25 protein-coding genes are annotated in these 24,489 nt (G+C 68.0%); 17 read left to right on the top strand and 8 right to left on the bottom strand.

All coding sequences use genetic code 11. The features are described from left to right. Positions 1 to 12: 12 nt before the first annotated feature. Entirely contained in the window at positions 13 to 1,656 is a 1,644-nt protein-coding gene (locus tag P5P27_RS14230; protein WP_222111158.1) for an ABC-F family ATP-binding cassette domain-containing protein, read from the top strand. An 89-nt stretch (positions 1,657 to 1,745) separates the two neighbouring features. Here the strand turns inward: P5P27_RS14230 and P5P27_RS14225 are convergent, their stop codons facing one another. Further along, complete coding sequence (locus P5P27_RS14225) at positions 1,746 to 2,054, bottom strand: thiamine-binding protein (RefSeq protein WP_006898265.1); 309 nt, start codon at positions 2,052 to 2,054, stop codon at positions 1,746 to 1,748. Positions 2,055 to 2,139: 85 nt separating this feature from the next. Between P5P27_RS14225 and P5P27_RS14220 the strand changes: the two genes are divergently transcribed. From P5P27_RS14220 to P5P27_RS14180, 9 genes are all read left to right on the top strand, one after another. Continuing rightward, positions 2,140 to 2,487 carry a hypothetical protein gene (locus P5P27_RS14220; RefSeq protein ID WP_222111157.1) on the top strand — a complete coding sequence of 116 codons (348 nt, stop codon included), beginning with the start codon at positions 2,140 to 2,142 and terminating at the stop codon, positions 2,485 to 2,487. A gap of 42 nt (positions 2,488 to 2,529) precedes the next feature. Continuing rightward, entirely contained in the window at positions 2,530 to 3,132 is a 603-nt protein-coding gene (locus P5P27_RS14215; protein WP_062367793.1) for a histidine phosphatase family protein, read from the top strand. Between the two features lie 120 nt (positions 3,133 to 3,252). Then, positions 3,253 to 4,809, top strand: a complete 1,557-nt coding sequence (locus tag P5P27_RS14210) for an acyl-CoA synthetase (protein ID WP_006898262.1) — start codon at positions 3,253 to 3,255, stop codon at positions 4,807 to 4,809. A gap of 103 nt (positions 4,810 to 4,912) precedes the next feature. Next, the gene (locus P5P27_RS14205; protein WP_278124564.1) at positions 4,913 to 5,956 is read left to right on the top strand and encodes an NAD(P)/FAD-dependent oxidoreductase; all 1,044 of its coding nucleotides are present in this window, start codon (positions 4,913 to 4,915) and stop codon (positions 5,954 to 5,956) included. Further along, on the top strand, positions 5,953 to 6,834 hold the full coding sequence (locus tag P5P27_RS14200) for an RNA polymerase sigma-70 factor (protein WP_006898260.1): 882 nt from the start codon (positions 5,953 to 5,955) through the stop codon (positions 6,832 to 6,834). Before P5P27_RS14205 ends, P5P27_RS14200 begins: the two co-directional genes overlap by 4 nt. Before the next feature lie 45 nt (positions 6,835 to 6,879). Further along, positions 6,880 to 7,692: a DUF1542 domain-containing protein gene (locus tag P5P27_RS14195; RefSeq protein ID WP_278124561.1), complete on the top strand. Its 813-nt coding sequence runs from the start codon at positions 6,880 to 6,882 to the stop codon at positions 7,690 to 7,692. Between the two features lie 81 nt (positions 7,693 to 7,773). Beyond that, positions 7,774 to 8,598 (top strand): Cof-type HAD-IIB family hydrolase, encoded by an 825-nt coding sequence (locus tag P5P27_RS14190; protein ID WP_062367789.1) that lies wholly within the window; start codon positions 7,774 to 7,776, stop codon positions 8,596 to 8,598. Beyond that, on the top strand, positions 8,595 to 9,320 hold the full coding sequence (locus tag P5P27_RS14185) for a YoaK family protein (protein ID WP_062367788.1): 726 nt from the start codon (positions 8,595 to 8,597) through the stop codon (positions 9,318 to 9,320). The genes P5P27_RS14190 and P5P27_RS14185 overlap by 4 nt, the downstream gene beginning before the upstream one ends. Before the next feature lie 10 nt (positions 9,321 to 9,330). After that, positions 9,331 to 10,266 carry a hypothetical protein gene (locus tag P5P27_RS14180; protein ID WP_062367808.1) on the top strand — a complete coding sequence of 312 codons (936 nt, stop codon included), beginning with the start codon at positions 9,331 to 9,333 and terminating at the stop codon, positions 10,264 to 10,266. 14 nt (positions 10,267 to 10,280) lie between these two features. On the opposite strand, the gene P5P27_RS14175 is transcribed toward P5P27_RS14180, so the two are convergent. The 4 genes from P5P27_RS14175 to P5P27_RS14160 form a co-directional block, all read right to left on the bottom strand. After that, positions 10,281 to 11,039, bottom strand: a complete 759-nt coding sequence (locus tag P5P27_RS14175; RefSeq protein WP_006898255.1) for an amino acid ABC transporter ATP-binding protein — start codon at positions 11,037 to 11,039, stop codon at positions 10,281 to 10,283. A 5-nt stretch (positions 11,040 to 11,044) separates the two neighbouring features. Further along, the gene (locus P5P27_RS14170; RefSeq protein WP_278124557.1) at positions 11,045 to 12,781 is read right to left on the bottom strand and encodes an ABC transporter substrate-binding protein/permease; all 1,737 of its coding nucleotides are present in this window, start codon (positions 12,779 to 12,781) and stop codon (positions 11,045 to 11,047) included. Positions 12,782 to 12,945: 164 nt separating this feature from the next. After that, a complete protein-coding gene (locus tag P5P27_RS14165) occupies positions 12,946 to 13,281 on the bottom strand; it encodes a histone-like nucleoid-structuring protein Lsr2 (RefSeq protein WP_006898253.1) in 336 nt (111 codons plus the stop codon). Positions 13,282 to 13,368: 87 nt separating this feature from the next. Next, entirely contained in the window at positions 13,369 to 14,022 is a 654-nt protein-coding gene (locus tag P5P27_RS14160) for a hypothetical protein (RefSeq protein ID WP_278124553.1), read from the bottom strand. Positions 14,023 to 14,137: 115 nt separating this feature from the next. On the opposite strand from P5P27_RS14160, the gene trhO reads away from it, so the two are divergent. The 5 genes from trhO to P5P27_RS14135 all read left to right on the top strand — a co-directional run bounded on the left by trhO (position 14,138) and on the right by P5P27_RS14135 (position 18,819). After that, the gene (trhO, locus tag P5P27_RS14155) at positions 14,138 to 14,995 is read left to right on the top strand and encodes an oxygen-dependent tRNA uridine(34) hydroxylase TrhO (protein WP_045538322.1); all 858 of its coding nucleotides are present in this window, start codon (positions 14,138 to 14,140) and stop codon (positions 14,993 to 14,995) included. Beyond that, entirely contained in the window at positions 14,992 to 16,050 is a 1,059-nt protein-coding gene (locus P5P27_RS14150) for a CobW family GTP-binding protein (RefSeq protein ID WP_006898250.1), read from the top strand. The genes trhO and P5P27_RS14150 overlap by 4 nt, the downstream gene beginning before the upstream one ends. A 148-nt stretch (positions 16,051 to 16,198) precedes the next feature. After that, the gene (locus tag P5P27_RS14145) at positions 16,199 to 17,263 is read left to right on the top strand and encodes an N-acetylmuramoyl-L-alanine amidase (protein ID WP_039868183.1); all 1,065 of its coding nucleotides are present in this window, start codon (positions 16,199 to 16,201) and stop codon (positions 17,261 to 17,263) included. Between the two features lie 21 nt (positions 17,264 to 17,284). Then, positions 17,285 to 18,262 carry an SDR family oxidoreductase gene (locus tag P5P27_RS14140; protein ID WP_006898248.1) on the top strand — a complete coding sequence of 326 codons (978 nt, stop codon included), beginning with the start codon at positions 17,285 to 17,287 and terminating at the stop codon, positions 18,260 to 18,262. Continuing rightward, on the top strand, positions 18,259 to 18,819 hold the full coding sequence (locus tag P5P27_RS14135) for a nucleosidase (protein WP_006898247.1): 561 nt from the start codon (positions 18,259 to 18,261) through the stop codon (positions 18,817 to 18,819). Before P5P27_RS14140 ends, P5P27_RS14135 begins: the two co-directional genes overlap by 4 nt. Positions 18,820 to 18,856: 37 nt before the next feature. Here P5P27_RS14135 and P5P27_RS14130 read toward each other — a convergent pair whose 3' ends face one another. The 3 genes from P5P27_RS14130 to P5P27_RS14120 all read right to left on the bottom strand — a co-directional run bounded on the left by P5P27_RS14130 (position 18,857) and on the right by P5P27_RS14120 (position 21,810). After that, the gene (locus P5P27_RS14130) at positions 18,857 to 19,987 is read right to left on the bottom strand and encodes a DUF6542 domain-containing protein (RefSeq protein ID WP_278124545.1); all 1,131 of its coding nucleotides are present in this window, start codon (positions 19,985 to 19,987) and stop codon (positions 18,857 to 18,859) included. Between the two features lie 91 nt (positions 19,988 to 20,078). Further along, entirely contained in the window at positions 20,079 to 21,158 is a 1,080-nt protein-coding gene (locus P5P27_RS14125; RefSeq protein WP_006895774.1) for a DNA recombination protein RmuC, read from the bottom strand. A 121-nt stretch (positions 21,159 to 21,279) separates the two neighbouring features. Further along, the gene (locus P5P27_RS14120) at positions 21,280 to 21,810 is read right to left on the bottom strand and encodes a methylated-DNA--[protein]-cysteine S-methyltransferase (protein WP_006895775.1); all 531 of its coding nucleotides are present in this window, start codon (positions 21,808 to 21,810) and stop codon (positions 21,280 to 21,282) included. Between the two features lie 179 nt (positions 21,811 to 21,989). On the opposite strand from P5P27_RS14120, the gene P5P27_RS14115 reads away from it, so the two are divergent. Both P5P27_RS14115 and ychF read left to right on the top strand, forming a co-directional pair. Then, complete coding sequence (locus P5P27_RS14115; protein WP_006895777.1) at positions 21,990 to 23,276, top strand: AI-2E family transporter; 1,287 nt, start codon at positions 21,990 to 21,992, stop codon at positions 23,274 to 23,276. Positions 23,277 to 23,282: 6 nt separating this feature from the next. Beyond that, entirely contained in the window at positions 23,283 to 24,362 is a 1,080-nt protein-coding gene (ychF, locus tag P5P27_RS14110; protein ID WP_006895779.1) for a redox-regulated ATPase YchF, read from the top strand. The last annotated feature ends 127 nt before the right edge of the window (positions 24,363 to 24,489 follow it).

The raw sequence follows: 24,489 nt of genomic DNA, 5'->3' as shown, positions 1-24,489 counted from the left end.
GACGATGGACCGATGACCGCAACGCTCGTCGCCAAGGACGTCTCCGGTGGGTACGCCCATCGGGTGCTGTTCGATCATCTCGACCTCACGGTGGCGCCCGGCGATGTGGTCGGGGTGGTCGGCGCCAACGGTGCCGGGAAGACGACGCTGCTCCGCATCCTCGCCGGTGATCTCGCACCGCTGGAGGGAACGGTGGTGCGGGCGCCGTCGGACGCCTTCGTGGGCTGGTTGCCTCAGGAGCATGAGCGGGTGCCGGGCGAGACGGTGGGCCAATACGTGGCCCGACGGACCGGTTGCGCGGCGGCGACGGCCGCGATGGACGCGGCCGCGGCGGCGCTGGCCGACGGGACCGGGGACGAGGCCTACTCCGCGGCCCTGGATCACTGGCTCGCGACCGGAGCTGCGGATCTCGACGAACGCCTGCCCGCGGTGCTCGCCGAGCTGGGATGCGACACGACCGCCGGCGCACCCGAGTCGGCGCTGATGACCGGTCTCTCCGGAGGTCAGGCCGCGCGCGTGGGCTTGGCGGCGTTGCTGTGCTCCCGCTTCGACATCGTCCTTCTCGACGAGCCCACCAACGATCTCGACCTCGACGGCCTGGCCCGGCTGGAAGAGGTCGTCGCCGGCATGCGCGGCGGCGTGGTCCTTGTGAGCCACGACCGGGAGTTCCTGTCGAGAAGTGTGACCCGCGTCCTGGAACTCGACCTGGCACAGCACACGAACACCGTCTTCGGCGGTGGATACGAGAGCTACCTGGAGGAACGGGAAGTGGCGCGCCGGCACCGACGCGAGGCCTACGAGGAATACGCCGAGAAGAAGGCCGACCTCGTGGCACGGGCTCGGACGCAGCGGGAGTGGTCGAGCCAGGGCGTGCGGAACGCGATGCGCAAGAATCCCGACAACGACAAGGTGCGTCGCAAGGCGGCCACTGATTCGAGTGAGAAGCAGGCGCAGAAGGTACGGCAGATGGAGAGCCGGATCGCGCGCCTCGAAGAGGTCGTCGAGCCGCGCAAGGAGTGGGTTCTCGAGTACTCCATCGGAGCGGCGCCGCGGTCGAGTTCGGTGGTGTCCACTCTCAACGACGCCGTCGTCCGGCAGGGCGAGTTCGTCTTGGGGCCGGTGTCACTGCAGGTGAACGCCGGTGAGCGCATCGGCATCACCGGTCCCAACGGTGCGGGGAAATCGACGCTGCTGGGGTTGATCCTGGGGCGCATCGAGCCGGACTCCGGCACCGCCGCCTTGGGCGCGAATGTCGCCATCGGTGAGGTCGACCAAGCGCGTGCGCAGTTCTCCGGACCGGAGCTGCTCGCGGACCGCTTCGAGGAACTGGTCCCGGAGTCCACGACCGAGGAGGTGCGGACGCTGCTGGCGAAGTTCGGACTGCGCGCCGATCACGTGGGGCGTCCGACCGCCGACCTCTCGCCCGGCGAGCGCACCCGGGCGGCGCTCGCGTTGCTGCAGGTCCGCGGCGTCAACGTGCTGGTGCTCGACGAGCCGACCAACCACCTCGATCTGGCCGCGATCGAGCAACTCGAATCAGCGCTCGACAGCTACGACGGCGCGCTGCTGGTCGTGACCCACGACCGCCGGATGCTGGAGAACGTCCACGTCGACCGCCGTTGGGACGTCCAGGACGGTCGCGTCCGCGAACTCTGACGGACGTGCTGCGGAGATCAGTCGAGAGAGCCTCGCCCGAGGGCGATCTTCCCTCGACGGCCCGCGACACGCATGATCTCAGCAGTGGCTCAGGGCTCCGCGCGCAGACGCTGCTCGATCCTCTCCACCTTCTCGGTGAGCTGACCGGAGAATCCTTCGCGCATGTCCGCTTTCAGCACCAGACTCACGCGCGGACTGTGCGCGGCCACGGCCTCGCAGGCCGCTTTGATGACGGCCATGCACTCGTCCCAGTCTCCTTCGACGGTGGTGAACATCGAGGTCGTCTCGTTGGGAAGGCCGGAGGCGCGTACCACCCGGACCGCCTCCGCGACGGCCGCGCTGACCGATCCGTCGGGGTCGTCACTGGTTCCGGGAGCGATCGAGAAAGCGAAGAGCATGGCCTCAGGCTACGCGCCCGCCGGGGCGCGGAGCGCCCGTCGAATACCACTGTCCACCGCGGGGGAGTCGTGGACAATCGGGAGCATGAGCTACACGTTGGCGTTCTGGTCGGGAGGCGATTCCGCGGACTGCGGCGAGACCTACAACAGGTTGAACAGCGGTGAGAGGGTCGCGGGCGTCCGCCCCGTCGACGCCGCGGCCGTCGAGAGCGCCATCGGAGACCTCGACCGTTGGTCTCGCAATCAGAACATGCTCTACCCGCCGGGAGGGACGGCCGCGGACGGACCGGCCTTCGACGTCTTCATGGACGATCAACTCGTGGTCTTCACCGGCTACGGCGTCGAGCCGCACGACATCAACGTGGTGATCGACTTGATGCGCTCGCTCGGCTTCCGGCTGTACGACCCGCAGACCCTGGAGCGGTTCGAGTAGCTCGGGACGCGTCCGGCCGACGCGATCGGTACGGTACGAGCGGTGAACACCTGCACCCGTCACCCCCGCATCCTGTTGATCCGCCACGGGGAGACCGAGTGGTCACGGACGGGCAGGCACACCGGGCGCACCGATATCGGATTGACGCAGACGGGAGAGGTGCAGGCGAGCGCGCTGGCGGGCATCGCCCAGCGTCTCGGGTTGGAGGATCCGTACGTCGTCTCCTCGCCGCGCCGCCGTGCCCGGCGCACGGCGGAACTGGCCGAGTTGGCGCCCGACGAGGTCGGCGAGGACTTCGCCGAATGGGATTACGGCGACTATGAGGGGATCACGCGGTCGCAGATCCGCGCGGAATACGAGCCGGACTGGTCGATCTGGACGCATGGAGCGCCCGGAGGTGAGTCGGTCCAGGAGATGACGCAGCGCGTCGATCGGGTAGTGCGGTACGTCGAGGCCGAACTGGTCCGCCGTGACGTGGTGGTTGTTTCGCACGGGCACTTCTCCCGGTCGTTCATCTGTCGCTATCTCGGCTGGCCGATCGTCTACGGCGCGGCCGTCGACCTGCGCCCGGCGGGATCGGCACTGCTCGCGGATGTGGAGGGCGAACGACGCATCGAGTTGCTCACGGGCCCGGCCGGCGCGTGACTCGGGCGACCCGCACCGACGGCACAAAAACAAGCGCTTGTGACTTTTTCTTCGTGAGGTTACGGTGATCCACATCACGCACCACCGCGGCGGCGCCGCGCGAATCGATGGGATCGTCACATGGACAACGGCATCGGCAACTGGCCCACCCTGCACCGGGTGCGGCATCCACACCGCGTCGCACTGATCGACGCGACGACCGGCGCCGAGTACACCTTCGAACAACTGGATCTCCGGACCAACGCTCTGGCCGACGCCTTGCGCTCGCGCGGCATCGGCCGAGGAGACCGGGTCGCCCTCCTCACTCTCAACAGCACCCACATGCTCGAGGTGGTCCTCGCCGTCGCCAAACTCGGTGCGGTGGCCGTACCGATCAACTGGCGCCTGCAGGCCCCCGAAGTGCAGTACATCCTCAACGACTCCGGTGCCCGCCTCCTGTTCGTCTCACCCCAGACTGCGGCTCTGGCCCGTGCCGCGGCCGAGGGAACCGAGGTGTCCGGCATCGTCGAGATCCCGTCGGGCGAGCAGCGTGCCGCCGGCGAGCCCTCGGAGTACGAGGCACTCATCGCCGAGGGCAGCGACGAGCGGGTGCCGGTCGACGTCGCCGCCGACGACCTGTCGATGCTCATGTACACCTCGGGGACCACCGGCTTTCCGAAGGGAGCGATGCTCACCCACGCCAATCACCACTGGAACGGCATCAACAACCTCACCGCCGGCGACGGCGTCGGACCGCGCGATGTCAACATCGCCTCGGCGCCCCTGTTCCACATCGGTGCGCTGGGTGTCATCACACTGCCGTTGCTCTACATCGGGGGAACCACCGTGGTGCTGGAGACCTTCACTCCCGACGCGTGGCTCGACGCGGTCGCGAAGCATCGGGTCAGCGTGGCGTTCGCGGTGCCCGCGATGTGGGCCGCGATCGATGCCTCGCCGGCTGTCGAGACCGCGGATCTGAGCTCACTGCGGTTCGGCATCTCCGGTGGTGCGCCGTGCCCGGTGGTGCTGATCGAGAGTCTCACGCGGCACGGCGTTCGGCTCTGCGAGGGTTTCGGGCTCACCGAGACCTCTCCGAACGTCTGCGTTCTGGAGGTCGACGAGGCCGTCGCGTACGCGGGATCGGTCGGCAAGCCGGTGCTCCATGTGGAGATGAAGGTGGCCGACGGTGAGGGAGACGAGGTGCCGCCGGGCGTGATCGGCGAGCTTCTGGTTCGCGGTCCCAACGTCTTCGTCGGCTATTGGAACAAGCCCGAGGCCACGGCCGAGGCGCTGCAGGACGGCTGGTTCCACACCGGCGATCTCGCCACCTGCGACGAGGCGGGGTACTACCGGATCGTCGACCGGAAGAAGGACATGATCGTCACCGGCGGAGAGAACGTCTACGCCTCGGAGGTGGAGCAGACGATGTACCGGCATCCGGCCGTCGCGGAGGTCGCGGTGATCGGCCTGCCCGACGAGAAATGGGGCGAGTCGGTGACCGCGGTGGTCGCCGCCAAACCGGGGTCGGAGGTTTCCGAAGCGGAGCTGATCGCCTGGACCCGCGAGCGGATCGCCCACTTCAAGAGCCCGCGGGCGGTGCACTTCGTCGACGTGCTGCCGCGCACAGCCACCGGAAAGGTGCTCAAGCGTGAACTGCGTCTGCGCTGGAGCGGCGACGAATCCGCGGTGCGGCGGTGACCGGAGACGCCGATCTCCACGATCACTGGCGGAGCGTGTCACGGGTGGCGGCCCCGCGGTGTCCCATGGGTGTCTGATCGAGAACAACACCTGGGAGGTCGTCATGAAGATCGTGATCGTGGGAGCGGGGTACGCGGGGACGATGGCCGCGAACCGGTTGGCGCGACGGGCGCGCGGCGCTGAGATCGTCGTCGTCAATCCGCGCCCGGAGTTCGTGGAACGCATCCGACTGCACCAGGTGGTCGCGGGCAGCGGGACCGCGGCCCGCCCGTTGGCCGAGATGCTCGACGATTCGGTGACGACCCGGATCGCGGCGGTGACGAAGATCGCGGACGGTTCGGTGGCCCTGAGTGACGGTGGCGCGCTGGAGTTCGACCGTCTCGTCTATGCGGTCGGCGGTGCACCGAGCGCTCCGGAGGGAGCCGTGGACGTCGGCGCGCCCGAGTCGGCTGCCGTGGCCGCCGAACGACTGCGCTCCCTGCCGGACGGGGCCGCGGTCGACGTCGTCGGAGGTGGGCTGACGGGGGTGGAGACCGCGACGGAGATCGCAGCTCGGCGCCGCGACGTGCGGATCCGGCTCTTCAGCGATGCGCCGATCGCCCGATCGCTCGGCGCGAAGGCCCGAGCGCAGGTCGCCGAGGTGCTCGCCGGGCACGGCGTCGAGGTGGTCCGACAGCGGTGGTCGGGCGGACGGGACGCGGCGCTGACGGTGTGGGCCAACGCGAGCCGGGTGGGCGAACTGGCTCTCCAGAGCGGGCTGGAGGTGAACGACGCCGGCCGTGTGATGGTGGACGATCATCTGCGCAGTGTGAGCGATCCGCGGGTGATCGCGGTCGGCGACGGAGTGGCGGTTCCGGGATCGCGCATGAGTTGCCAGGCGGCGATTCCGCAGGGGGCGTACGCCGCGGATCTGATCGCCGCCGACTTCACGGGCCGGTCGCACAAGCCCTATTCCGTCGCGTTCGTGGCGCAGTGCGTGTCGCTGGGCCGCTCCGACGGCGTGGTCCAGAGGGTGCACCGCGACGACAGTCCGGCGAGCCTCTGGCTACGCGGGCGCACGGCCGCGGCGATCAAGGAGCAGGTGTGCCGCAGCACCGTGCACACCGTCCGCGCCGGACGGTACTCGTGGAAGCCGGGCGCGGCATGAGCGCCGCCGAGCCACCCGGAGTCGCGGAGTTCACCCAGCACCGTCCCCTGCTGTTCTCGATCGCTTACGAGATCCTCGGGTCCGTCGCCGACGCGGAGGACGTACTGTCCGAGAGCTGGCTGCGCTGGCAGGAAGGCGACCGGTCGGAGGTCGAGAACCCGCGCGCGTACCTGGCGCGGATCGTGACCCGACAGGCGCTGAACGCCGCGCGGGCGTCGTCGCGACGACGCGAGACATACGTCGGTCCGTGGCTGCCGGAACCGCTCGAGTCGACTGCCGAGGACTCCGGACTCGACCACGTCCTGTCCGGGGAAGCCGTCACGACCGCGATGCTCCTCGTCCTCGAGTCGCTCACTCCCGACGAGCGCGCGGTCTTCGTGTTGCGCGAGGTCTTCGACTTCGGGTACGCCGAGATCGCCGACGCGATCGGAAAGTCACAGCCCGCGGTCCGGCAGATAGCGCATCGCGCACGAAACCACGTCCGTGCCCGACGCCCCGCCGCGGTCGCCGACCCCGAGGATGCGCGGGCGGTCGCCGAGCGGTTTCTGACCGCGGCCGCCACCGGCAATCTCCAGGAACTCATGGACACGCTCTCTCCCGGTGTGGTGTACATGGGCGACGGTGGCGGCGTCGTGGCGGCGGCGCGCCGGCCGATCGAGGGTGCGGCCCGGGTGGCGCGGATGGCGGCCGGACTCTTCGCCAAGGCACCGACCCTGGGTGAGGTGGGGATGCGGATGACGGTCGTGAACGGCATGCCGTCGTTGGTGGTGACGATCGACGGGGATCTCGACAGCGTGGTCTCGGTCGAAGTGACGGGAGAGAAGGTGACGGCGGTGTACGCGGTGCGGAATCCGGTCAAACTCGACGGGCTCCGCTGACTCGCATCGTCGCCGCCCGCCCGCACGATCCGTACGCTGGAGAGGGTGTTAGAGATCCTCTTCATCCTCGTCATCGCGCTGATCGCCGTCGGAGTGTTTTCGATGATGCGCAACCGCACCGTCACCGCCCAATCCGGACGAGTCTCTCTCGACGACGCCAAGGCCGATGCGCGGCAGGCGATCGAACGACTCGGCGGCCAGGTGTACTCGCTCGACCCGGGCGACGACCCGGCTGCCAAGCAGGCACTCGCCGACGCGGGCGAGCGGTTCACCGCGGCCGGCTCGCAGATCGAGCAGGCGTCCAGTCCCGCTCAGGCCGGACTCGCCAAACAGACCGCTGTGGAAGGCCTGTACTACATCCGAGCGGCCCGCACCGCGCTGAAACTCGATCCGGGTCCCCCGATCCCCGAACTCGAGGGTCAGCGCGCGGCCGGATCGGTGACCGAGGAGCGGTCGGTGGAGTTCGACGGCCGCACCGTCGAGGCGTCGCCGCAGCCGTCCAGCCAGACGCCCAACTACTATCCGGGCGGTCGCGTGGCGGGACGCCCGGTGCCCGCGGGCTGGTACTCCGAGCCGTGGTGGCGTCCGGCGCTCATCGGCGGTGCGTGGGGCGTGGGATCGGCGCTGCTGTTCAGCTCCTTGTTCTCCGGAATGGCGGGTGTCCCGCACGGGGTCGCCGACGCCGATATGGCCGGCGGCGACTACTCCGACGGCGGCGGCGACAGCGGGGACAGCGGCGGGGACGGCGGCGGGGACAGTGGCGGCGATTACGGGGACGGCGGCGGCGACTTCGGCGACGGCTTCGGTGGTTTCGACGGCGGGGACTTCGGTGATTTCGGGGGCGGCGACTTCTTCTGACCGGCAGCTGATCGCCGGTCGGCGCCCCGCGTCGGGCCGCTGGTGCCTGAGGTGCGGTGCCGTCGGCATTACCATCGAGACATGCTTGATGGGCTTCGGTCAGCGGACATCCGGATGGTCGTCGCCGACATGGACGGAACGCTGCTCGACGACGCCGGCCGGGTTCCCGACGCCTTCTGGCCTATCCTCGACGAGTTGACCGCGCGCGGTATCGCGTTCGTCCCGGCGAGCGGTCGGCAGTACTACACCCTCGAGGAGATCTTCGCCCCGCACCGCGGCACGCTCTCGTACGTCGCCGAGAACGGCAGCATGGTGATGCACGACGGCAGGCTGTTGACGTCGTCGACCATCGATCCCGCGCTGGTCGCCACGGTCATCGACACCGTCCGCGAGGCCGATCGGCACGGGCGTGACCTCCGACTGCTCGTGCACCGGACCGACGGAGCCTTCATCGAGTCCGACGACGCCGAGTTCGTCGTTCACGCTCGCCGGTACTGCGTCCGGCTGGAGCATGTGGTCGATCAGTCCCAGATCGACGGCGATGTGGTCAAGCTCGCGATCTACGACTTCGCCGACGCCGAGTCGAGCGCCGCGGAACTGTTCGCTCCACTGGTCGGCGACCACAAGCTCGCGGTGTCGGGGAGCCACTGGATCGACATCACCGCGCCGGGGACGCACAAGGCCACCGGTGTCCGGGAACTGCAGGCTCTTCTCGGCGTGGGCCCCGAGCACACGGTCGTCTTCGGCGACTACCTGAACGATCTCGAGATGCTCGACGCCGCACGGTGGTCGTTCGCGATGGCCAATTCGCACCCCGACGTGCTCGAACGTGCGCGGTTCCGGGCTCCCAGCAACGTCGACGCAGGCGTGGTCACGGTGCTCCGACAGATGCTGGCCGGACGGTGAGGTCCGCGCATCGGCGGGAGATCGCGCTCGCGGTGACGCTCTCCGGAATCGCCGGTTACCTCGACGCGGTCGGCTTCTTGGAACTCAAGGGATCGTTCGTGTCGTTCATGAGCGGCAACACCACCGAACTCGCCACGCAACTCGGCACCGGTCGCCTCGGCGGTGCGGGCACCGTGGCATCGATCCTCGCCATGTTCTTCTGCGGTGCCGTGATCGGTGCGATCGCCGCGCGGTTCTGGGACGGCCGGACCACCGTTCTCCTCACCACCACCGTTCTGCTGGCGACGAGCGCCCTGGCCTGCGTGTTCGTGGCTCCGTCGTCCGCCTTCGCGATCGGACTGCCCGCGGCGATGGGCGCGATGAACTCCACCTTCCTGAGGAAGGGCGAGGTGAGCATCGGCCTGACCTACATGACGGGGACGCTCGTGAAGGCCGGACAACAACTCGTCGAGGCGTTCACCGGCGGTCCCCGCATGCTGTGGCTCCGGAACCTGTCCCTGTGGTTCGCGCTCGCCGTCGGCGGAATGATCGGAGCGGCCACCCATGATCTGACCGGGCCGACCTCGGCCGTGTGGATCTCCGTCGCGGCGATGCTCGTCGTCACGGCCGCGACCGTCGCGGTGCGGCGACGGACCGGGAGGTTCGGAGTGCCGAGTGCCGGGCGCGCGGCGCGCGAGACCCACGTCGTGCACGATCCGCCGAGCCCGGACGAGGTTTCGTAGCATGAGTGGCATGTCATCGGACGCCGCAGACCTCGCCGCGAGACTTCTCGACGCTCACGTCGATTACGAGCGCCGCCGGCTCACCGACTCCGTGGCGTTCGCGGCGCTGGTGGAGGAGGAGATCACGGCGTTCCTCGACGCCGCAGACCAGTTGCCGCTCGAAGAGGCCGTCTCCCGCGATCTGGTCAAGGCCGTCGCACGCAAGTACGCGATCGCATTCCCGGTCGACGGCGCCATCCCCGGTCTCGTCGGCACCGTCGCCTCACGGATCTACGATTACTCGACTGGCGACGACACCCGGCTCGGTGACGTTCTCGAGAGGCGCCGTTACGAGGAACTGGCGGCCGGCGTCGCCGAGTTGGGTCTGTCGCGGCGGATGCTCAAGCGCGTCCTCGACAGTCCGGCGACCGAGGATGCGTGCGTGGAGGCGATCCAACGGGCGGTCGACTCCTCCCGGATGCCCGGCCCGGTGGCGGCCGTCGTCGATTCGATGGTCGAGCGAATCGCGAGGCGCTGCGCCCGCACGGTGCTCGCAGCCAACCGCGCCGAAGCCGATCATCTCGTGCTCGACGCCGCTCGCGAGGTATGGCTGGCCGGCGCCGATCAGAGCGTCGGTGATGTGCGCGACGTGCTGAGCAGTTCGGATGTCGAAGACGCAGTGGTGCTGGTCTTCGAGTTCTGGCGCACGTTCCGCGAGACGCCGTTCTTCCGAGCGATTCTCGACGAGGGCGTCGACGAGGTCTTCGACACGTACGGCACCACCTCGCTGTCGGATCTGCTCGACGAGTTGGGCGTGGGGCGCGACGACCTGGTGGAGGAGGCGATGCGGTTCGGTCCGCCCGTCATCGCACGGATCGACGCCGACGGGTTCGTCGAGGCGGCTCTGCGCCGCCGGTTGAGCCCGTTCTACACCTCTGCGGAGTTCGCAGCGCTGGTCGGCCGCTGAGGCAGCGTCCCGCGTCAGAGGATCTGCGACAGGAACGTCTTCAGGCGGTCGCTGCGCGCATCGGTGAAGATCTGTTCCGGTGCCCCGGTCTCCACCACCATTCCCTCGTCCATGAACACGACGTGGTCGGAGACGTCGCGGGCATAGCCCATCTCGTGCGTCACCACGATCATCGTCATGCCTTGTTCGGACAGATCGGTCATCAACGCGAGCACACCCTTGACCAGCTCCGGGTCCAAGGCGCTGGTGGCCTCGTCGAAGAACATGATCTGCGGATGCATGGCCAGCGCACGGGCGATGGCCACGCGCTGCTGCTGTCCGCCCGAGAGGGTCGAGGGCCGCGCGTCGGCCTTGTGCGCCAATCCCACCGACTCGAGTTGGGCGATGGCGAGCGCCCGCGCCTCGTCCTTGTCGAGGCCGAGCAGTTTGCGCGGACCGAGTTCCACATTCTGCGCCACGGTGCGGTGCGGGAACAGATTGAACTGCTGGAACACCATGCCGATCCGGCGGCGCAGTTGATCCGGGTCGTCCTTCAGGACGCTGCGGCCGTCGATCAAGATATCGCCCTGTTGCGGCTCGTGGAGCCGGTTGAGAACGCGCAGGAGCGTGGACTTGCCCGATCCGGACGGACCGATGACCGTGGTGGTGGTACCGGCCTCCACATGGATGTCCACGCCGCGCAGGACGTGGTTGTCGCCGAAGCTCAGGTGCAGGTCCTGCCCGGTCAGGGAGACCGCGGCACCGCGATCGACGAGGGGATGCGAGTTCGCCACGATGCTCACGCCTTTCCAGTGCGCAGACGGTTGTCGATGTAGTTGACGAGGTGGGTCAGCGGCACCGTCATCACGAGATACAGCAGGCCTGCGGCCAGCAGCGGGGTGAGGTTGCCGCTGTTGGCGTTGAAGTCCTTGCCGACGGCGAACAGTTCCCGCTGCGTCAGCGTCAGACCCAGGAAGTAGATCAGCGACGAGTCCTTGATGAGCACGATGAACTGGTTGACCAGAGCCGGAAGGACGCGTCGGACGCCCTGGGGGATCACTACCAGTCGCATGGATCGGCGGTAGGAGAAGCCGAGCGCCCGCGCGGCCTCCATCTGACCCGATTCCACGCTCTGGATGCCGGATCGGAAGATCTCGCCGATATAGGCGGCGGCGAGCAGGGCGAGGGCCACCGAGCCGAGCCAGAAGGGATTGCCGCCGGTCAGGTTCTTCACCACCGGCCCGAATCCCAGGCCGACCATCAGAATGACGACGACGGCGGGCAGACCCCGGAAGATATCGGTGTAGACGCGGGCCGGCCAACGCAGCCACCGGCTGCGCGACATCCCGGCCATCGCCAGGAGCATGCCGCCGACGGTGCCCAGGATCCCCGACGTGATCGCGATCTTCAGGGTGTTCGGCAGACCGGTCTTGATCAGTTCGGGCAATGCCTTGGTGAACTGTTCACCGCTGAAGAAGGTCTCGCGCAGTTGCTGCCACGTGCTCTTCGGCGCGGCGTCGGCTTTCGGCTTGCCCTCATTCGCCTTCGCGATCGCTTCGAAGTCGGGCAGCACCGGCTTCGGCGCGGCCTTGGAGCCCGGCTTCCAGCCGTCCGGAAGCGGTCGCGGCGCCCAATCGCTGTACAGGCGAGCCCAGGTGCCGTCCGCGATGATCGCGTCGAGCCCGCTGTTCAGCGCGTCGACGAGCGGTTGATTGCCCTTGGCGACGGCCCACGCGGTGAAGTTGTTGATGCTGAAGGTGTTCTCCAGGATCTTCATTCCGTCGGCGGCCTGAACGGTGCCCTCGGCCTGCTGGCTCGGGGCCACCCATGCGTCGATCTGACCGGATTTCAGGTTTGCGTATGCGGTCGCATAGTCCGGGAACTTCACCGCGCTCAGCTTGAGGGTGTTCGTGACGTAGTCGTCCTGAACCGTGCCCTGAACGACGCCGATCCGGGTGCTCGGGTTGAGATCGCCGAAGCTCTGCACCCGGCCGTTCGCCGGGCCGGCTAGAGCGAAGTAGCCGAAGTCGTAACCGTTGGTGAAGTCGACGGTCTGGCGACGTTCGTCAGTGGTGGTGATCGACGACGATCCCACGTCGTACCGGTGCCCGGCGACCTGGGCGAGCAGGCCGGAGAACTCCGTGCCGATGAATTCCACTTTGAGACCGAGCTTGGCGGCGATCGCCTTGAGCATCTCGTTGTCCATGCCCGTGTACTGCTGCTGCGAATTCACACAGATACTGGGCGGCGCATCCGACAGCGTGCCGACCACCAGGGTTCCGGGCTTGATGAGGCCGAGCCTGGAGGTGTCGATCTCGTCGAGCGGCCGAGTCGACTCGGTGGTGAACCGGTCGGGGGCCGCAGCGGCGCTGGCGAGATTCGTCGGTGCGGCGGAGGCGCTCTCCACGCCGGGAGGTGAGCAGAGTCCGGAATCGTCGCTGGACGCCGAACTGGAGCAGGATGCCAGCAGCGCCACCAGCAGAGCGACGGCCAGCAGCGGCAGCCAGCGCCGGCGGGCTGCGGAAAGCAGAGTCATGATTGGACAGGGTAATCCGGCGCGCTGCTGATTCCGCAATTAAAACCACGGGGTGAGAAAACTCGGCCGCGGTGTAACGGACGGATCGGACGCCGATCGCAAAACGCCCCGGACCGGTCAGTGAGACCTGGTCCGGGGCGCTGTGGCCGACGCGTCGGCGAGTGTCAGTTCGCTGCTTCGTACGCCGCGATGATGTCTGCCGGAATGCGGCCGCGATCACTGACCGTGTAACCGTTGTCGGACGCCCACTGGCGGATCACGCGGGTGTTGGTGCGGCCACGTGCGGCGGTCGGCGCGGCGCGGCGAGCGGCGGCGCGACCGCCGGTGACACGAGATGCGGCGATGTACGTGGCGACGTGGTTGCGGAACTCTTCGGCATGCTCGGGGGAGGTGTCGAACTCGTAGTTCTTACCGTCCAGACTCCAGTGGACGGTTTCGTACTCGTCGAGTTCTGCGCCGTCGATATCGTCGACGATCTGGATCACGGTCTTCTTGGCCATCTGTGGTCCTCCGGTTGATTCGAGCCCGCCGCGCATGTCCTCACCCGAGTGCGCAGCGGCGTTTATCTGCGCTCAGCGTACACGTATTCAACGGGTCGGGACCACTGGTGAGGAATTGCGATTATTGACCGTCGGGCTATCGGCGTCGGAATCCAATCCGAGCAGTGATGCGGGGGCGCGTTCATCCGCCCTAATCGCACTGTATCCATTAGCGGTAATCGCGAAGCCGGTGCCGGAACTGGACTCTACGCAGTAGAGGTCGTCGGAATCGGTGAGACAGGCGAAACGGTCGACATTGATCGCACGACCGGAGCCGAGGATGCGTGACCGGAACAACACCGGATAACTGTTAGCGCACGCGCCTGCTTTCGGTCCGTTGGCGTCGAGCACCACGTAATCGGCCTGCCAATCGCACTCGGCGGTGGCGTCGGCGGCGCGTTTGGCGCCCCGGACGTGCTCGCCGACGCACACCAGAGCATCGGCGCCGTTGTTGCCGGTGGAGCATCTCACGCCGCGGTCCGGCGTCGAGAAATGAAAACCGGAGACATCGGACGTCCGGCCGTCGGCCGAGGTGGCGCCGACCTGGAATCCGGAATTGCTGGCTCGAGGCGCCGCCTTGATGACGCGTTCATAGCTCCACGGAGCCTCCGTTCGGCGGATGCCGACCGTGCGGGACGCGGATGTCGGCGAGAGCGAAGGCGCCGGCGATTCGGTGCTCGGCGCATTCGTGCCCGGGATCACGATCTTGCTGGGTGATGCGTCCGTGCTCAGCAGCGAACACGACGTCAGGACCGAGACGCCGAGGCATACCAGGGCGACGAGGGGCAGGCGTGTTCGAGGTCCGTACCCTTGCACTGTGGCGACTCCCAAGATCGTGTTGTTCTACGTCTTCGCTCCGCTGCCGGACCCGGAGGCGATCCGACTCTGGCAACAGAGCGTCTGCGAGGCCTCCGGACTGCGCGGCAGGATCATCGTGTCATCTCACGGCATCAACGCAACAGTGGGAGGTGACATCCGCGACGTCAAACGTTATGTCCGTGCCACCCGGAGCTATCCCGCATTCAAAGACGCCGACATCAAATGGTCGGACGGAACAGGCGATGATTTCCCGCGCCTGAGCGTGAAGGTGCGCCCGGAGATAGTGACCTTCGGCGCCGCCGAAGAACTGCGTCTGGACGATCACGGTGTGGTCGGCACCGGTGTGCGTCTGGCGCCGGAACAGTTGCACGAGCTCGTCGACCGGCGCGGTGACGAAGTGGTCTTCCTGGACGGCCGTAACAAGATCGAGGCGCAGATCGGCCGATTCCGGGATGCGGTGGTCCCCGACGTCACCACCACGCGGGATTTCCTTCCGCTTCTGGAAAGCGGTGCGCTCGATCATCTCAAAGGCCGGCCGGTCGTCACATATTGCACCGGCGGTGTCCGCTGCGAGGTGCTCAGCGCATTGATGAAAGCTCGTGGATTCGACGAGGTGTATCAGCTCGACGGGGGAATTGTCCGCTACGGAGAACAGTACGGCGACAGCGGTCTGTGGGAGGGCTCACTCTACGTTTTCGACAAACGCATGAGAATCGACTTCAGTCCGGAAGCGGCGGTGATAGGGAAGTGCCTTCGCTGCGGTACTCCGACGAGCGATGTCGCCAATCTGCCGGACGGCGACGGTCGCGATCTGGCAGTGCTCTGCGCCGACTGCCGCGGTGAGCAGACGACGTGACCGCATCCGCCGCACCGGTCGTGGTGCTCGCGGGATTCCTCGGCGCGGGCAAGACCACGCTCCTCAACCATGTTCTCCGGCACGCGGGTGGCCGGCGGATCGGAGTTCTCGTCAACGACTTCGGGTCCATCAACATCGACGCTCTTCTGGTCTCCGGACAGTCGGGCGGCACGCTCAGCCTTGAGAACGGATGTATGTGCTGCACTACCGATGCGTCGGATTTCGCCGAGACACTCGCCGGCCTGACCGCCCCGGGAAACGGCATCGACGCGGTCTTGATCGAGGCCAGCGGAATCGCCGAACCCAAGGCACTGATCCGGATGGTGCTGTCGGCGCGAAGCTCCACCGTGGCGTACGGCGGCCTCGTCTACGTCGTCGACGCCGCTCACTACGACGACACGATCGCCGAACACCCGCAACTCGGTGAGCATCTCGCGATCGCTGATCTGGTGGTCTGCAATAAGATCGATCTGCTCGCCGGCCAGGACGCCGTGCAATCGCTGATCGCGCGGCTTCGAATGATCAACTCCACCGCTCCGATCCTGCCGGTGGCGGACGCGGCGGTGGACCCGGAACTCTTCTTCGAGCCCGCTGCGGAGATCGCCCGAGACGACGGTCCTCGTCAGTTGAGCTTCGATGAACTGCTCCTCGCCGACGACCACGACCACCCCGACGGCCACGACCACGGTCACGATCATCTGCACGCCGGTTTCGAGTCAGCGGCGCTCGAGACCTCCGCGCCGGTGGACCCTCGGCGCCTCGCGCAGTTCCTCGAACGACCGCCCGCCGGCGCTTACCGGATCAAGGGAACGGTGCTGGTCGATCTCGACGGGCACCGCGACACCGCGTACACGGTTCAGGCTGTCGGAGGCTTCGTCCGAGTCGACGCCGGCTCGTGGCGCGGACGGACGCCGGGTACGTCACTCGTCGTCATCGGGGCGGGGCTCGATGCGGCGGCCACCCGCGAAGCACTCGACGGTCTCGTCGCGCCCGCCGATCCCGACGATGTGAACGGAATCCTCCATCTGACGCGTCATCTGGTCACAGCAACCTAACGATTCCCGGTGAGATCCGAGCCTGCGTTTGCCGTCTAGCCTCAAGCACTGGTTCACTGTTACCAAAGTTGTCTGTGTGACAGATGGTGTTTGGATCCTCGGAAGGAGAGTGGTGTGTGCGCCCCGTGCCCGCACACCCAACCCGCCCATGAATGCTGTACGTTTCCGCCGGCGTGTGCTGATCGCGTCGTCCGTCCTCGCGTCGTCTGTCCTCGTCGGAGGACTGCTGACGGTCGCGCCCACCGAAGCGGCGCCCAAGAGTGGTGAGTTGGCGGGCAAGACGGTGTTCCTCGACCCGGGCCATCAGGGATCGGCGGCGGGCCACGATCTGGCGAAGCAGGTGCCGGACGGGCGCGGCGGCAAGAAGGACTGCCAGACCACGGGTGCCACCGCGGTCACCGGCAAGGCCGAGCACACGATCAACTGGGACGTCTCCCAGCTGGTGAAGGCCGCACTCGAGAGCAAGGGTGCCCGCGTGGTGATGAGTCGCAACGACGACACCGGCTGGGGCGGTTGCGTCGACGAGCGGGCGGAGGCCGCGAGCCGGTCGGGCGCCGCGCTGGCAGTGAGCATCCACGCGGACTCGACGAGCACCGGTGCCGATTCCAGCAAGACCGGCTTTCACATGATCGTGCCGACGCTGCCGATCCCGGACAAGACCGTCGACTCGGTGCAGTCGGGCGAGGGCCGCAAGGCGTCGAACACCCTGCGTGACGCTATGAAGAAGGCTGGCTTCGCCCCGGCCAACTACCTGGGCGCTGTCGACGGAATCGTGACGCGGCCGGACATCGCCGCGGTCAATCTCACGCGCGTGCCGGCGGCCTTCATCGAGATGGGCAATCTGTCCGATCCGGCCGAGGCGGCCGTCCTGTCGTCCCCGCAGGGGGCCACCAAGTACGCGGTCGCGATCACCGAGGGCATCTCGGCCTACCTCGACGGACACGCGGCCGCGGCCAATCCGACCGCACCGGCTCCGGACCCCGGTGCCCAGCCGAGTGCACCGGCAGCCGAGAGCCCGTCCGAAGGCACCGACCTGTCGGGGCTGAGCGGAGTGGAGGCGATCGGCCCGCTGATCGACAAGCTCGCCAAGGCCAAGAGCCCGCAGGAGGCGCAGCGCATTCTGATGACCGACGGCCAGGACGTCTCGGCCAACGTGCTCAAAGCGATCCTCGCGGTGGTCTACGCGGTGTTCGGCGGCAAGCTCCCGATCTGACGAGTGGACTAAGGTTGTGTCATGGGTCTCATGACATCGCTGAAACTTCCCAGCCTGCAGTCCGTCCGGGAGCTGTTCGTGGTGCCGACTCCCGTGCCCTCGCTTCATGATCGCAAAGTGCTGATCACCGGCGCCGCCAGCGGCATCGGCCGCGCCACCGCGCTGGCGGCCGCCGACGCCGGGGCGCAGCTCGTGCTCACCGACATTCAGGCCGACGCTCTCGACGCGGTGGTCGCGGAGATTCTCGATCGACGGGGCACCGTTCTCTACCACCGTGCCGGCGACGTCTCCGACTACGAGTGGGTGGCGGCGTTCGCGCGGGGCGTCGACGCGGAGGTCGGCGTGATGGACGTCGTCATGAACGTGGCGGGCGTGTCGGCGTGGGGGACGGTCGAGCGCTTGGAACACCGCCATTGGAAGAAGATGGTGGACGTCAATCTGATGGGCCCCATCCACATCATCGAGTCGTTCGTGCCTCAGATGGTCCGCCGCGGCACCGGCGGTCACCTCGTGAACGTGTCGTCGGCCGCCGGGCTGCTGGCACTGCCGTGGCACGCCGCCTACAGCGCCAGCAAGTTCGGTATCCGGGGCGTGTCGGAGGTACTGCGATTCGATCTCCGACGCCACAACATCGGAGTCTCGCTGGTGTGCCCGGGCGGTGTGGCGACTCCCTTGGTCGAGACCGTCGACATCGTCGGTCTCGATCGCGGCAACACCGCCATCCAGCGCGAGATCGCGGGTTTCCACAAGATCGCGGTCACGCCTGAGAAGGCGGCATCGGCGATCCTCCGCGGAGTCACCCGCAACAAGTTCATGGTCTACACCTCGTTCGACATCCGGTTCGGCTACTGGTGGGCGCGGAAGTTCGCGCTTCCCTACGAGGTGGTGATGCGCATCGCGAACAACCGATTCGACTACTTGGCGCGCCTCAGCGACCTCGCCTCCGCGGCAGGTGCCGCGGACCGGACCGGAACCGAGGCGTCGCGGCGCGCTGAGTGAGCGCGCCGGACGGGGTGCTGGTGGTCTCGGCCACCCGCGCCGAGGCCGCGCATGTGCCGCCGGGGGCCGATCTGCTCATCACCGGTATCGGGAAGGTTCGCGCGGCCAGCAAGGTGACGCACCGGCTGGCTGTCGGTGACTACCGCCGGGTGATCAACATCGGCACCGCGGGGGCGCTGCGCGACGGGCGCACCGGACTCTTCACACCTTCGCGAGTCATCGAGCACGACATCAGTGCCGCGGATCTCGCCGCAATGGGCTATCACACGGTTGACGAATGGGACGTGGCGGGCGGCGACGGCAGCGTGCTGGCTACCGGGGACACATTCGTGAACGATCCGCTGCACCGGGACCGGCTCGCGTTGCGGGCCGATCTCGTCGACATGGAGGGCGCGGCGATCGCTCACGTCTGCGCCGAGTACGGACTGCCTCTCCGCGTGGTCAAGGTCGTCACCGACAATGCCGACGACTCGGCGTTCGACTGGCCGCGGGCCATCGCGGCCGCGGCACGCGACCTCGGCGACTGGCTCGACGGAAGTCGGTTCGGCGAGATCTGAGGTCTCGACGCCCGGCCGGCTCGGGGCCGGTATCGACTCAGCGCTCGTCGGCGCCGGCCGTCAGGTCCTCGATCTGGCTCTTGTCCCGCAGCTGGCCCGCGGTGCGACGCGGACGGCCTTTGGGATCGCGCGGCGGGATGGTCTGCGGCGCGGCGCGGCGACGGGGTGCGTCGGCGGCTGCCGGCGAGGCGGCCGGAGCCGGTCGGGGCCGGGGCGCCGGGCGAGTCGGGGACGGAGCGGGGCTCTGCGCCGCTGCCGGCCGTCGCTGAGCGGCCGCGGGATCGGCGGAGGGCTTGGCGGCGGGCCGGGCGCCGCCAGCGCGCTGGGGCGCGGGCTTGGCCGGTGCGGCCTTCGACGCAGCAGCGGTTCGGGGGGCTGCGGGGGAAGTGGCTGCACGCTTGGTGGCCGCGTCCTTCGCGTTCGCGGAGCCCTTCGGGGCCGCCGCCGCGGCGGGCACCCGCTTGGTCGCGGCAGTTCTGCTCCTGGTCTCGCGCGTCGCTGCGTCCTTGGGCTGTGTGCCGGCCGCCGCGTCTCTCGTGGCCGTGCGTTTCGTCGCAGAGGTGCCTGCCGCACCGGTTCGCCGCGTTGCGGATGCCTTGGCCTGAGCGCCGGCCGCCGCCGGAGTGGCGGCGCGCTTGGGGGAGCCGGTCTTGCCCGAGGACCCGGAGCGGGGTGCGGTCTTCTTCGCGGGGGCGGCCCGCCGACCGGACTCGGCGGTGGTCGGACGCGACTTCCCGGTGAACTTGCCGAACACGGCCAGGCCCTGGGGGCGAGCCAGGAGCAATCGCGCCACCACAACGGCCAGGGTCAGGACGAAGGCCAGCAGGATCCATGGAAAGCTCGTCGCGATCGGCAGGATCACCTTCAGGACGATGTCCCGCATGCCCTGCGCGCTGTCGGAACTCAGGGTGTAGAGGGTGACGATGCCGACCACGAACGCGACTAGCGGCGGTTGTGCCGCTGCGGTGAACAGTGCTCGTTGCCGCACGCACAGTGCGGCCAGAACGCACCCGAGCAGGTAGCACACCTTGAACGCCCGGCCCAGTGACGATGACGTATCGGCGCTGATGACGGCGCCGAGAGTCGTGGCTCCGACGGCGATCAGAACGGCGCCCCACCAGGGCACACCCCGGATGGTGGGCAGGACGGACCGCTCGTCGGCGGGCACGGCAGAGCCGGCTAGCAAGCGCGAAAACACAACTAAACGGTACCGTTAACTCCGCCGATCGCCGTGATCCGAAGCCGTGAGTTTCCTGAATCTATCGGCTCGGTGATATTGATCTCACCACCGAATCGACGGGGCTGATCCCGTCGCTGACCCGCACCGACGGGTTGGCGGTACCCGAGAGGGCTTCCAGATCTGCGAGCTTGCGGGCGGTGACTCCGAGGCGACTGTCGATGGCTCCGACCGTCGAGTTGTACGACTCCACGGCCCGGCGCAGGGACGCACCGGTCTTCTCCAGGTGGCCGAGCACTTGATCTATCCGCTGGTACAGCTGGCGACCGAGAGCATGAATGGTCTCGGCGTCCTCGGCGAGCGCATACTGACGCCAGCCCAGGGCGACGGTTCGCAGCAGGGCGATCAGGGTGCTGGGCGTGGCGAGCACCACGTCACGGGAGAACGCGTAGTCGAGGAGCCCCGGGTCGCCGCGCAGCGCAGATTCGAGAACCCCGTCGCCGGGCAGGAACAGAACGACGAATTCCGGCGACACAGGTTGTGCGGACCAGTACGACTTCGCGGACAGCACGTTCACGTGCGCCCGCACGGCCTGCGCGTGCCGGGCGATGACCTCGCGGTTGTCGGGGACTGCGCCGGAGGTCGATTCCAGGTACGCGTGCAGCGGCACTTTGGCGTCCACCACGATCCGTCGTCCACCGGCGAGTTGAACCACCAGGTCGGGTCGCACGGCCCGGTCGGCGTCCGACTGCCCCTGTACCTGCGTCGCGAAATCGCAGTGCCGCGACATCCCGGACAGTTCGACGATTCTTTCGAGTTGGATCTCGCCCCAGCGGCCGCGAACGTGCGGTGCGTGGAGTGCGCTGGCCAACTGGCTGGTCTGCTGGTGTAGTCGCTGCGAGGTCGCGTGCACTCCGCGCATCTGTTCGGCGAGGCCGGCGTAGGCGTGGGCACGTCCGGCCTCGCTCCGCCGCAGTTCCTCCGACAGCCGTCCGAGTGTCTCGCGCAGCGGACCCACCACGAGGTCGACCTCCGCGCCCAGCGACGGCCCGGGACGTTCGCCGCCGGAGTGATGTCCGCCCGTCGCCGTACCGCGGGCGAACCACCCGAGGAGTGCGCCGACGATGAGACAGAGCGGGCCGATGATCGCTGCTGGTGTCATGCCGCCATCTTGGCGCGAGCCTCTGACATCGATCCCGGGCGTCGATCCCGGCCTGGCAGCTCTCCGACGGCTCGAGGCGCACGGGCTACTCGTCGTCCGGACCGCGGCGTCGGTGGCCGGCTCAGTCTTCGAGGTCGGGCGGCGGCTCCTCACGAGCGAGAAGGTTCCGCTTGAGATCGAGCCCGTAGCGGAACCCGCCGAGACCGCCGCTCGCCCTGGTGACGCGGTGGCAGGGAACGAACAGGGCGGCGGCGTTGCGCACACAGCATTGAGCGGCGCCGCGGACCGCTGCCGGACGCCCCGCGCGTTCGGCGAGCTGACCGTAGGTGACCGGGTATCCCGCCGGCACCAGCCGCAATGCCGACCACGCCGCGGCGATGAACGGGCCCGCGATCTGACGCACCGCGACACCGGACGGAGCGGCGAAGTCGCCGTCGTAGTAAGCGGTCACAGCGTCGGCGACCGGGCCCGCCGGGCGCCGGCTGAGCTGACCACCGCGCAAGGCGGGAGCGATGAGCCCGGCGAGATACTCGGCCGACTCGGTCCAGCCGGCGGCGTGCACGGTGTCCGCGTCGTCGTACAGGACGGTGAACGGGCCGTCGGCGGTGGCGACGGTGGTCCAGCCGAGGGCTGGGGCTGTTGGCATGGTCATCGGACCTCCCGGTGTCGGCCGGCGAGGTGATGGACTCGCCGGGATCAGACTGACGTCTACTGAATTGGACGCACCGCACCGTGGTTCGGTTCCATTCCCGTCTCCCGGCGCGTACGACAGTCGGACGACCCCTCGCGCGGCGGACCGCGGATGTCGGAGGCGTATGTGAAGATTGGCGCGTGAGCGACCGAAACGACGAATCTTCGCCGGAACCCGACACCGGGACGAGCGACCGCGCCGACGCAGCCGCCGCGGAGCCGACCCCGGAGCGATTGCTGAACCCGGTCACCGGCAAGCCCTATCCGACGCGCGGCAGGGTGTTCCTGACGGGCCTGCGGTCCTCGTCCATCGTGTCCTTGCAGATGCTGCTGGTGATGGTGTTCTTGTTCGCGCTGCTGTGGGTGATGTCCAAGCTCTGGGTGATCCTGCTGCCGGTGATCCTCGGTATCGTCGTCGCGACGGTGCTGTGGCCGCCTGTCCGGTGGCTGCTCTCGAAGCGGGTGCCGCCCGCGGCGGCGACCCTCGTGGTGCTGCTGGCGGCGATCGCGGTCATCGGCGGCGTCATCGGCGGCATCGTGCCGTCAGTCATCGACCAGGCGCCGCAGCTGGCCGATCGCGCCGTCGACGGTGTGCATCGGGTTCAGGAGTGGATCCAGGGTCCGCCGCTCAACGTCGGCGACGATCAGATCAATGCTCTCGTCAACGAGATCACCAGCAAGCTGCAGAAGAGCGCGACCACGATCGCCTCGGGTGTGTTCAGCGGAGTCGGCGTCGCGACCTCGGTGCTGGTGACGCTGTTCACGACCGTCGTCCTGGTGTTCTTCTTCCTCAAGGACGGGCCCAAGTTCCTGCCGTGGCTCAACCGCACGATGGGGGCCGAGGGGGCCGTTCACATCAGCGAGATCCTGCGGCGGATGTGGGAGACGCTGGGCGGCTTCATCCGAACCCAGGCCATCGTCAGCTTCGTGGATGCGGCCCTGATCGGCATCGGCCTGGTGGTGCTCGACGTGCCGCTCGCGGGAGTGCTGATCGTCATCACGTTCATGGGCGGATTCATCCCGATCGTGGGTGCCTTCGTCGCCGGTGCGCTCGCGGTGCTGATCGCGCTCGTGTCGAACGGGCTCACCTCTGCCCTGATCGTGCTCGGAATCATCCTGGCGGTGCAGCAGTTGGAGGGCAATGTCCTCTCGCCGTGGCTGCAGGCCAAGTCGATGAACCTGCACGCGGTCATCGTGCTGCTGTCGGTGACGTTGGGCGGCAGTCTCTTCGGCATCACCGGAGCGTTCCTCGCGGTGCCCGCGGCGTCGTGTCTCGCCGTCGCCCTGAGGTACATCCTCGAACAGATCGGCAGAGCCGCGGGCGATGAGATAGCCGCTGAAGACGAGGCGGCCCGGGCGGCGCAGCAGGAGTCCCGCAAGCGGAGGCGCGGGCCGGGTAGGTCGGGCGCGCAGACGCAGATAGACTGACCTCCCGTGAGTCTTACCCTCGGAATCGTCGGCCTGCCCAATGTCGGAAAGTCGACGCTCTTCAACGCCCTGACCCGTAACGACGTGCTCGCCGCGAATTACCCGTTCGCCACCATCGAGCCGAACGTCGGTGTCGTGGAACTGCCCGACGCGCGGCTCGACCGGCTCGCCGAGATCTTCGGCAGCGAACGGATCCTCCCCGCCGTCGTGTCTTTCGTCGACATCGCGGGAATCGTCAAGGGCGCATCGGAGGGCGAGGGCATGGGCAACCAGTTCCTCGCGAACATCCGCGAGGCCGACGCCATCTGCCAGGTGGTCCGCGTGTTCTCCGACGACGACGTGGTGCACGTCGACGGCCGCGTCGATCCGCGCGCCGACATCGAGGTCATCGAGACCGAACTGATCCTGGCGGACATGCAGACTCTCGAGAAGGCGATTCCGCGTCTCGAGAAGGAGGCGAAGAAGAACAAGGACCAGGCGGAGTCGCTTGACGCGGCCAAGAAGGCGCAGGCGGTTCTTGACAGCGGCAAGACGTTGTTCTCGGTGAAGGACTCGTTCGACCTGTCGTCGGTGCGCGAACTGCATCTGCTGACCGCCAAGCCGTTCCTCTACGTCTTCAACGCCGACGAGGCCGTTCTCACCGACGAGGCACGCAAGCAGGAACTCCGCGACGCCGTCGCACCGGCCGACTGCGTCTTCTTGGACGCCAAGGTCGAGAGCGAACTCCTCGAACTCGAGGAGGAGGACGCTCAAGAACTCCTCGACTCGATCGGGCAGGACGAGCCCGGTCTGCGTCAGCTCGCCCGCGCCGGCTTCCACACGCTCGGTCTGCAGACCTACCTCACCGCCGGTCCCAAGGAGGCGCGCGCCTGGACCATCCGCCAGGGCGACACCGCGCCCAAGGCCGCGGGCGTCATCCACACCGACTTCGAGAAGGGCTTCATCAAGGCCGAGATCGTGTCGTTCACCGACCTCGACGCCGCCGGCTCGATGAACGCGGCCAAGGCCGCGGGCAAGGTTCGCATGGAGGGCAAGGACTACGTGATGGCCGACGGCGACGTAGTCGAGTTCCGGTTTAACGTCTAGCGATAATGACAGGCAGTCCGGTTCGCTGGTGACACCCTCGGGTCACCAGCGCCGATCTCGGCTGGGGCGACCCATCCACGCAGGCACTCGTTCCCGACACCGTCCTTCCAACTCAAGAGGATGCGGC

Source organism: Gordonia sihwensis, assembly GCF_029632925.1.
GTDB classification, from domain to species: domain Bacteria; phylum Actinomycetota; class Actinomycetes; order Mycobacteriales; family Mycobacteriaceae; genus Gordonia; species Gordonia sihwensis.
The sequence above is the reverse complement of the archived record's forward strand: the minus strand, read 5'-3'. Positions and strand labels throughout refer to the sequence as shown.

Excerpts from the sequence above, each read along its gene's own strand:
- P5P27_RS14230 (WP_222111158.1), top strand. The coding sequence starts at position 13 with ATGACCGCAACGCTCGTCGCCAAGGACGTCTCCGGTGGGTACGCCCAT.
- P5P27_RS14120 (WP_006895775.1), bottom strand. The coding sequence starts at position 21,810 with ATGACCATGCCAACAGCCCCAGCCCTCGGCTGGACCACCGTCGCCACC.
- P5P27_RS14125 (WP_006895774.1), bottom strand. The coding sequence starts at position 21,158 with ATGACACCAGCAGCGATCATCGGCCCGCTCTGTCTCATCGTCGGCGCA.
- P5P27_RS14140 (WP_006898248.1), top strand. The coding sequence starts at position 17,285 with ATGGGTCTCATGACATCGCTGAAACTTCCCAGCCTGCAGTCCGTCCGG.
- P5P27_RS14205 (WP_278124564.1), top strand. The coding sequence starts at position 4,913 with ATGAAGATCGTGATCGTGGGAGCGGGGTACGCGGGGACGATGGCCGCG.
- P5P27_RS14225 (WP_006898265.1), bottom strand. The coding sequence starts at position 2,054 with ATGCTCTTCGCTTTCTCGATCGCTCCCGGAACCAGTGACGACCCCGAC.
- P5P27_RS14200 (WP_006898260.1), top strand. The coding sequence starts at position 5,953 with ATGAGCGCCGCCGAGCCACCCGGAGTCGCGGAGTTCACCCAGCACCGT.
- P5P27_RS14190 (WP_062367789.1), top strand. The coding sequence starts at position 7,774 with ATGCTTGATGGGCTTCGGTCAGCGGACATCCGGATGGTCGTCGCCGAC.
- P5P27_RS14210 (WP_006898262.1), top strand. The coding sequence starts at position 3,253 with ATGGACAACGGCATCGGCAACTGGCCCACCCTGCACCGGGTGCGGCAT.
- P5P27_RS14180 (WP_062367808.1), top strand. The coding sequence starts at position 9,331 with ATGTCATCGGACGCCGCAGACCTCGCCGCGAGACTTCTCGACGCTCAC.
- P5P27_RS14165 (WP_006898253.1), bottom strand. The coding sequence starts at position 13,281 with ATGGCCAAGAAGACCGTGATCCAGATCGTCGACGATATCGACGGCGCA.
- P5P27_RS14145 (WP_039868183.1), top strand. The coding sequence starts at position 16,199 with ATGAATGCTGTACGTTTCCGCCGGCGTGTGCTGATCGCGTCGTCCGTC.
- P5P27_RS14220 (WP_222111157.1), top strand. The coding sequence starts at position 2,140 with ATGAGCTACACGTTGGCGTTCTGGTCGGGAGGCGATTCCGCGGACTGC.
- P5P27_RS14170 (WP_278124557.1), bottom strand. The coding sequence starts at position 12,781 with ATGACTCTGCTTTCCGCAGCCCGCCGGCGCTGGCTGCCGCTGCTGGCC.